The sequence below is a fragment of the Sphingopyxis sp. LC363 genome, assembly GCF_000756385.1.
Classification (GTDB): Bacteria; Pseudomonadota; Alphaproteobacteria; order Sphingomonadales; family Sphingomonadaceae; genus Sphingopyxis.
On record NZ_JNFC01000015.1, the window covers coordinates 59,182 to 66,631 of the forward strand.

8 protein-coding genes are annotated in these 7,450 nt (G+C 65.7%); 6 read left to right on the plus strand and 2 right to left on the minus strand.

Going from position 1 to position 7,450, the window contains the following annotated elements:
* The first annotated feature begins 101 nt into the window (after window positions 1–101).
* On the plus strand, window positions 102–1,586 hold the full coding sequence (locus FG95_RS07585; protein ID WP_037555040.1) for a peroxidase family protein: 1,485 nt from the start codon (window positions 102–104) through the stop codon (window positions 1,584–1,586).
* 46 nt (window positions 1,587–1,632) lie between these two features.
* Here FG95_RS07585 and FG95_RS07590 read toward each other — a convergent pair whose 3' ends face one another.
* Entirely contained in the window at window positions 1,633–1,830 is a 198-nt protein-coding gene (locus FG95_RS07590) for a DUF1192 domain-containing protein (protein WP_037555041.1), read from the minus strand.
* Window positions 1,831–1,966: 136 nt separating this feature from the next.
* On the opposite strand from FG95_RS07590, the gene FG95_RS07595 reads away from it, so the two are divergent.
* Window positions 1,967–2,947, plus strand: a complete 981-nt coding sequence (locus FG95_RS07595) for an NAD(P)H-quinone oxidoreductase (protein ID WP_037555042.1) — start codon at window positions 1,967–1,969, stop codon at window positions 2,945–2,947.
* 75 nt (window positions 2,948–3,022) lie between these two features.
* Window positions 3,023–3,565, plus strand: a complete 543-nt coding sequence (locus FG95_RS19835; protein WP_152567603.1) for a hypothetical protein — start codon at window positions 3,023–3,025, stop codon at window positions 3,563–3,565.
* A gap of 35 nt (window positions 3,566–3,600) precedes the next feature.
* Here the strand turns inward: FG95_RS19835 and FG95_RS07605 are convergent, their stop codons facing one another.
* Window positions 3,601–4,311 carry an FMN-dependent NADH-azoreductase gene (locus FG95_RS07605; RefSeq protein WP_037555043.1) on the minus strand — a complete coding sequence of 237 codons (711 nt, stop codon included), beginning with the start codon at window positions 4,309–4,311 and terminating at the stop codon, window positions 3,601–3,603.
* Between FG95_RS07605 and FG95_RS07610 the strand changes: the two genes are divergently transcribed.
* From FG95_RS07610 to FG95_RS07620, 3 genes are all read left to right on the plus strand, one after another.
* Complete coding sequence (locus FG95_RS07610) at window positions 4,228–5,337, plus strand: LysR substrate-binding domain-containing protein (RefSeq protein WP_235211492.1); 1,110 nt, start codon at window positions 4,228–4,230, stop codon at window positions 5,335–5,337. The two genes, FG95_RS07605 and FG95_RS07610, sit on opposite strands and share 84 nt — an antisense overlap.
* Window positions 5,338–5,415: 78 nt before the next feature.
* Entirely contained in the window at window positions 5,416–6,078 is a 663-nt protein-coding gene (locus FG95_RS07615) for a DUF1013 domain-containing protein (RefSeq protein ID WP_235211493.1), read from the plus strand.
* A gap of 3 nt (window positions 6,079–6,081) precedes the next feature.
* Complete coding sequence (locus tag FG95_RS07620) at window positions 6,082–7,218, plus strand: MBL fold metallo-hydrolase (RefSeq protein WP_052182191.1); 1,137 nt, start codon at window positions 6,082–6,084, stop codon at window positions 7,216–7,218.
* The last annotated feature ends 232 nt before the right edge of the window (window positions 7,219–7,450 follow it).

The window sequence follows — 7,450 nt, forward strand, 5'->3', positions numbered from 1 at the left end:
GAGCAATCCTTGCCGCAGGTTCGCACCAGAACAGCGGATGTCAGCTCTCCTTGGTGGGTGGATCGTCCCGACCCAGACCATAACCAACAGGAGAGACTGCCATGCCTCGTCACGGCGTATATCCGCGCGACATCGTTCCGCCGCGCTCCAAATATTCCGACGCCGGCCGCTTCGGCCGCATGTTCGGCGAACTGCCGCCCTTTGCCGCCGACACCCCCGATGTCAGGGCTGCGCTGATCGAGATCGGCAAAGTCGGCGGCATCATGGATGCCAAGGACAAGCTGAACAAGACCCCCGCCGAACTGATCACCGACCCGGCGCTGTCAGCGAAGAACAGCGACAACCCGAACCTGACCGCGGGCTTCACCTTCCTCGGCCAGTTCCTCGACCATGACATGACCTTCGACCCGACGTCGAGCCTCGAGCGGCAGGCCGATCCCGAACAGATCGCCAATTTCCGTACGCCCAGTTTCGGGCTCGACAATGTCTATGGCGCCGGGCCGGGCGGCAGCCCGCATCTCTATGACACGCAGGGCGGCAAGGGCGGCAAGTTCCTGCTCGAACCCACGGGCACAGCGGACAGGTTCGACCTGCCGCGCAACAGCCAGAATGTCGCGCTGATCGCCGATCCGCGCGACGATGAAAATCTGATCATCGGCCAGCTTCAGGTCGCCTTCCTGAAGTTCCACAATCGCGTCGTCGACTATGTGAAGACCAAGATCAAGCTGACCGTTTCGGACGAGATTTTCGCCGAAGCGCAGCGGATCGTGCGCTGGCACTATCAATGGATGATCGTCCATGAATTCCTGCGCAAGACGTGCGGTGGTGCGGTGGTCGACGATGTGCTGACGAACGGCCGCAAATTTTACCGCTGGAACAACGAGCCCTATATTCCGGTCGAATTTTCGGTCGCCGCCTATCGTTTCGGGCACAGCCAGGTGCGTCCGTCGTATCGCGCGAATTTCACCGGCGAGGGCGGGAATCCCTTCTTTGCGATGATCTTCACCCCGACGCCGTCGGACCCCAACGACCCCGACGATCTGTCGGGCGGTTGCCGTGCACCGCGGCGCTTTATCGACTGGCCGACCTTCTTCGATTTCAGCGACGGCAATGTGAAGCCGAACAAGAAGATCGACACGACGCTGTCGACCTCGCTGTTCCGCTTGCCGGGCTCGGTCGTCCCGAACCCCGATCCCAAGACCAATCCGGCGTCGCTCGCGCAGCGCAATTTGCTCCGCCACCTGACCTTCTCGCTGCCCTCTGGCCAGCGCGTCGCGCGCGCGATGAAGCTGCCCGAATTGTCGAAGGGCGATTTGTCCGATCTCAAGCCGCACGGCTTCGACGACCGGACGCCGCTCTGGTTCTACATATTGCGCGAGGCGCAGGTGACGCAGAATGGCGAGCGGCTGGGACCCGTCGGGGCGCGGATCGTGACCGAGGTGTTCATCGGCCTGCTGCAGGGCGACAAGGGTTCCTATCTGTCGCAGGACCCCGAATGGCAGCCTTTCCTGCCGACGGTCGACGCCTCGAAAAAGGGCGACGATTTCACGATGATCGACCTGCTTCGCTACGCCGAGGTTGCGTAAGGGGCGATGTCGCCGGCGTTTCTTGCGGGCGCCGGCGATTTCCCGCTCAGCTTTTCCGGAACAGCGCTTCGGCCGCCGCCTTCTGGCTTGTCGCCGCGGCGCGGTGCGCCTTGATCCGCGCGATCTCGCCTTCGAGCGCGGCGATGCGGTCGTCGAGTTCGTTGACCGAAAGGGGTTCGAGCGGCTGTCGGGTCAGCGCCGTCAGAACATCGTCGCGGCGGCGGGGAAGGTCGTCATCGTCCATGGCGCATCCTCCTGGTCCCTAATGTGAATATGGGCGCGCGACTGTTGACCCGTGTCGCCGCACTGTCAATAAGGCGCGGCAGGGGTGATGGAACCGGGACCAGTGGGGGAATGAAGTGACCAGCGTGCCAGCAGAAATGACCGCCATCGCCATCAGTGCGCCGGGCGGGCCCGAAATGTTGCGGCCCGAAACGCGGCCCGTGCCGCAGCCGGCGCCGGGCGAGGTGCTGATCCGTGTCGCCGCGGCGGGGGTGAACCGCCCCGATGTGCTGCAGCGTATGGGTTTCTACCCGCCGCCGCCGGGCGCGTCGGACCTGCCGGGGCTGGAGGTCGCGGGGGTAATCGCGGCGGTCGGTCCGGGCGGCGATCCCGAGCTTCTCGGACAGGCGGTATGCGCGCTCGTCGCGGGCGGCGGTTATGCCGAATATTGCGTCGCGCCGGTCGGGAGCTGCCTGCCGGTGCCGAAGGGTTTTTCGATGGCGGAGGCGGCGGCGCTGCCCGAGACCATCTTCACCGTATGGCATAACCTGTTCGAGCGCGCCTGGGTGCGCGAGGGTGAGACGGTGCTGGTCCACGGCGGTACCAGCGGGATCGGGACGACCGCGATCGGGCTATGCAAATTGTTCGACATCAAGGTCATCGTGACCTGCGGCAACGCCGACAAATGCGCCGCCGCGACCGCGCTCGGCGCCGACCTGGCGGTCGATTATTCGAGCGAGGATTATGTCGAGGCGGTGAAGGCGTTCACCGGCGGCCGCGGCGTCGAGGTCGTGCTCGACATGGTCGGCGGCGACTATGTACCACGCAACCTCGAGTGCCTCGCCGACGACGGCCGCCATGTGACGATCGCCTTCCAGCGCGGCGCGAAGGTCGAGATCGACATTTCGCAGGTCATGCGCCGCCGGCTGACGCTGACCGGGTCGACGCTGCGTGCGCGAAGCGCCGCATTCAAAGCGGCGCTTGCCGACGAGATTCACGGCACGCTCTGGCCGCGGCTCGCCGAGGGCGCGTGGAAACCCGCGATGGATCAGAGCTTCGCGCTGACCGAGGCCGCCGCGGCGCATGAGCGGATGCAGGCGGGCGCGCATGTGGGGAAGATCGTGCTCCTCGTGGGATGAGCCGAGGGAACGACCCGCACTTTTCGGCGGTTGGGAAACGGGGGGCAATCAAGAGGATGATCTTTCCGAATGAATATGCGTAATCTTTTGTTTCCCGTTACAAGCCTTGCTCTTGCTCTCGCTGCCTGTTCACAGCCATCCCAGACCGAAACGGCGCCGACCGGATCCGCCGACAATGCCAAGGCGGCCGAGGCGCCCCCGCCGATCAAGCCGACCGACGTTCCGACGCGCGGCGGCGATGGCTCGCCGATCGAACTCGCCATGCTGACCGAGGCCGATGTCAGCGGTGCCAAGCTGAAAGGCGAACTCGCGTGCAGCTTCGCCGACGACGAAGGCGCGCAGCCGATCCTGCTCGCGCAGGGCGATGTCGCGTCCGAGGAGCCGTCGCGCGGTATCGTAAAGGTCGGCGACTCGATCGAGACGGTCTCCGCTAACGGCGGTTTCGACGCGATGGCGAAGGGCACGAAGTTCTACGCCAAGGGGCTGGAGCTGCGCGTCGCGCTGACCGGTCTGGCGCAGGGCGAGGGTGAATCGCCGCCGCGCCCCGCGACGCTGACCGCCGATCGTGCCGACGGCGCGCGGCGCGTCTTCGCCGGGCTCTGGCAGTGCGGCCCGTAGGAGCGCCGCGGTTTGAGGCGCCGATGCGATAGCGGTCAGGCGGCCACGCTTTCGTCCATTCCCGCGATCATCCGGTCCACCAGCGCGTCGACGGCGACTTCGGCGGCGGCGATCGACCGGGCGAGGCGTGCGTCGGCGAACTCGTCATATTCGATGGCGATCGACGTGGCGTCGCGAAGCCCGATATAGGCGAGGGGCGCTTTCAGGCCGGCCTCGACGAAATTGATGTCCGCCTGACGCCCGCCGGCGTCATAGCCATAATCGCCGCGCGCGCCGAGGACGACCAGCCGTTTTCCCGAAGGCAGCATCGGCCAGTAGGGCTCGCCCGCGCGTTTCCGGTCGAAGCCGAAGGTGACGCCGACGCGCACGATATTATCGACCCAGGCCTTCAGCGGCGCCGGCATGCCGAAATTATACATCGGTGCCCCGATGACGACGAGATCCGCCGCCACCAGCTCGGCGATCAGTCTGTCGCTTTCGGCCAGCCGGGCGCGCTGGTCGTCGCTACGCTTTTCGGGCGGCGAGAAGGCGGCGGCGATCCATTCGGCGTCGACATGCGACGGCGGGACCGCGCCGACGTCGCGGTAGGCGACCCGGTCTTGTGGCCGCGCGTCCGACCATCGGCGCACGAACCGCCCGCTCAAACGCCGGCTGTGCGAGCCGTGCCGGTCCCGACCCGAAAGGCCCGGCCGGGCGCTGGAATCGATGTGGAGTATGCGGAATGCTGGCGCTTCAGGGAGAGTCATGAGATAATCCAGTTCATTTGTTTTGACGACTGGATGAACCTATCTCGTTACAAACCCTCCGGTCGAACGCGAATATCTCAGCCAATGAATCAATTTACCTCATCCATGATGCGAAACCGGAAACTTCCGCCGCTTGGCGCCTTGCGCGCATTCGAGGCGGCCGCGCGCCATCTCAGTTTTCGAAAGGCCGCGGACGAGCTTGGGGTGACGCCGACGGCGATCAGCCACCAGATCCGGCTTCTGGAGGACATATTGGGCTTCGCGCTGTTCATTCGCCAAGTGCGGCAGGTCGCGCTGACCCAAGCGGCCGAACGGCTTTATCCGACATTGCGCGACGGCTTCGACATGTTCGAACGGACGCTTGCCGATCTTGCGCCGGCCCCGCGCCGCACGGCGGTCACATTGACGGCGACGATACAATTTACCGCGCGCAAGCTTCTGCCCGCACTCGGCTCGTTTCGCGAACGCTTTCCCGAGTTCGATCTGCGGCTGCATTCATCCGATGAGCCTGTCGATCTGACGGCGGGGCAGGCCGATGTGGCGGTTCGATACGGCCGGGGTCCTTTCGACGGGCTGGTCGGCCAACCGCTTTTTTCGGAACGCTTTGGATTGCTTTGCAGCCCGAAGCTGGGCCTGTCCGCGTCGCAAGACCTTTTGCGCGCCACCTTGCTGCATGTCGAATGGCGCCGGCCCGCGAACGCACCCGATTGGCAGCGATGGGCGGGGCTTGTCGGGGTGGAAGGGCTGGCGGTCGACGAAGGGCCGCGTTTCAATTCGGACGATCATGCCCTGCAAGCCGCGGTCGCCGGGCATGGCGTCGCGATCGGCAGCCTGATCCTCGCCCGGCCCGAGATCGACGCGGGGCTGCTAGTCCATCCCTTCGGCCCCGTCATCGAAGGCGACAGCTATCATATGCTCGCGACGCCGGCGAATATGGCCTGTGCCGATGTGCGGGCGGTCTGTGCCTGGCTCGTCGAATCCGTCGCCGGCCTCTCCTCTGCCGCCCACCCCTTGCCCGCAACCTAAAACAGGTCTACATCGACCGCCGAATGGCCGCCCCGCGAGGGGCGGCCCTTATTATTTCCGCATGGAGACTTTATCGTCATGGCCAATGCCAATCCGACCCCGCTGATGCCGCACGCGACCGCTGCCTGGCTGGTCGACAACACCGGGCTCACCTTCGGCCAGATCGCCGAATATTGCGGGATTCACATCCTCGAAGTGCAGGCGATCGCCGACGAGACCGCCGCGACCAAATATACCGGCCGCGACCCCGTCCGCGCGCACGAGCTTTCGATGGAAGAGATCGAAAAGGGCCAGAAGGACCCCAATTACAAGCTCAAGATGAGTGTGCAGGCGCAAGACACGATTCGCCGCACCCGCGGCCCGCGGTACACGCCCGTAAGCAAGCGCCAGGACAAGCCCGACGGCATCGCGTGGATCCTGAAGAACCATCCCGAAGTATCGGATGGCGCGATCGGCAAGCTGATCGGCACCACCCGCAACACCATCGGCGCGATCCGCGACCGCAGCCACTGGAACAGCGCGAACATCGTGCCCAAGGATCCGGTGACGCTCGGCCTCTGCTCGCAGCGCGAACTCGACGCGCTCGTCGCCAAGGCGGCGAAGAAGGCCGGCATCAAGGCGCCCGAGGACAGCCGCTTCGAAGGCGACCGCCAAGCACTGATCGAAGAGCTGCGCGCCGAACGCACCGCGGCGGCCGAAGCGCGCGCCGCCGAAGAGGCCGAAACCGACGGCGAAGACTGAGGCATGGCGGGGACGGACGAGGACAATATCCCGGCGGCCAGCGGCTCGCCGGACGCCTCGCTGACCCAGGACGACAGCTTCACGGCGACGAGCCATGCCGGCCTCACCTATCCGTGGGGCGACGCCGCGCCGGGGGCGGGCGAGACGATCCGCATCGCGAACGGCATCCGCTGGGCACGCATCCCGATGCCGGGGTCGCTCGGCCATATCAACAGCTGGTTGCTCGACGACGCCGATGAGCGCGGCGACGGCATGGCGGTGGTCGACACCGGCATCTGCCTCACCATGTGTTCCGACGCGTGGAAGGCGCTCTATGCCGGCGCGCTGAGGGACAAGCGCATCACGCGCGTCATCGGCACCCACCTGCACCCCGACCATATCGGGCTCGCGGGCTGGATCGCGAAGAAGCAGGGCGTCAAACTGTGGATGACGCGCGGCGAGATGCTGACGGCGCGCGCGATCGTCGCCGATTCATCCGACAGCGCGCCCGACGAAGTTCTCGCGCAGTCGCGCGCGGCAGGCTGGGACGAGGCGGCGATCGAGGCGCAGCGGGAGCGCGGCTGGAACATGTTCCAGCGGATGATCTTTGCGCTGCCGCGCTCCTATGTGCGGATCGCCGACGGTGAGACGCTCGATATGGGTGAGCACCGCTGGCGCGTCGTCACCGGATCGGGGCACAGCCCCGAGCACGCATGCCTGTGGAACGAGCGCGAGGGCGTGCTGGTGTCGGGCGATCAGGTGCTGCCGCGGATCAGTTCGAACGTTTCGGTCAACATTACCGAGCCCGACGCCGATCCGCTCGGCGAATGGCTCGCGTCGATCGACAAATTGCTCGCGACGGTGCCCGCCGACGTCACCGTCTGCCCCGCGCACGGCGAGCCGTTCAGGGGGCTGCACGTCCGCCTGATGGCGCTGCGCGACGAGCATCGCATGCGGCTCTACAACCTCGCCGAAGCCGCGGCGAAGGCGCCGATGCGCGCGGTCGACAGCTTTCCCCTGCTCTTCAATCGCCCGATCGGCGAGCATAATCAGGGACTGGCAACCGGCGAGGCGCTCGCGCATCTCAAGCGGCTCGAGGTCGAAGGGCGCGTGAAGCGCGAGGAGCGCGACGGAGTGTGGTGGTATCACGGAGTGGCGTGAGGCTGCTTGTCTGACGTCGGCTTTGGGGTGGTGAGCGGCCATTCCCGATCCTATTTAGCCCCTCCCCTTCAGGGGAGGGGCAACGCAGACTTGGCAGCTTGCTGCCTAGGTGCTGAACCCATAAATTGGATTCCGTGTAAGGCTGGACTGTGATTCACTGAGTTTGGAGGTGGATCATGGCGCGTTTTGATTTGAGCGATGCGGAGTGGGCGATTATCGCACCGCTGTTGCC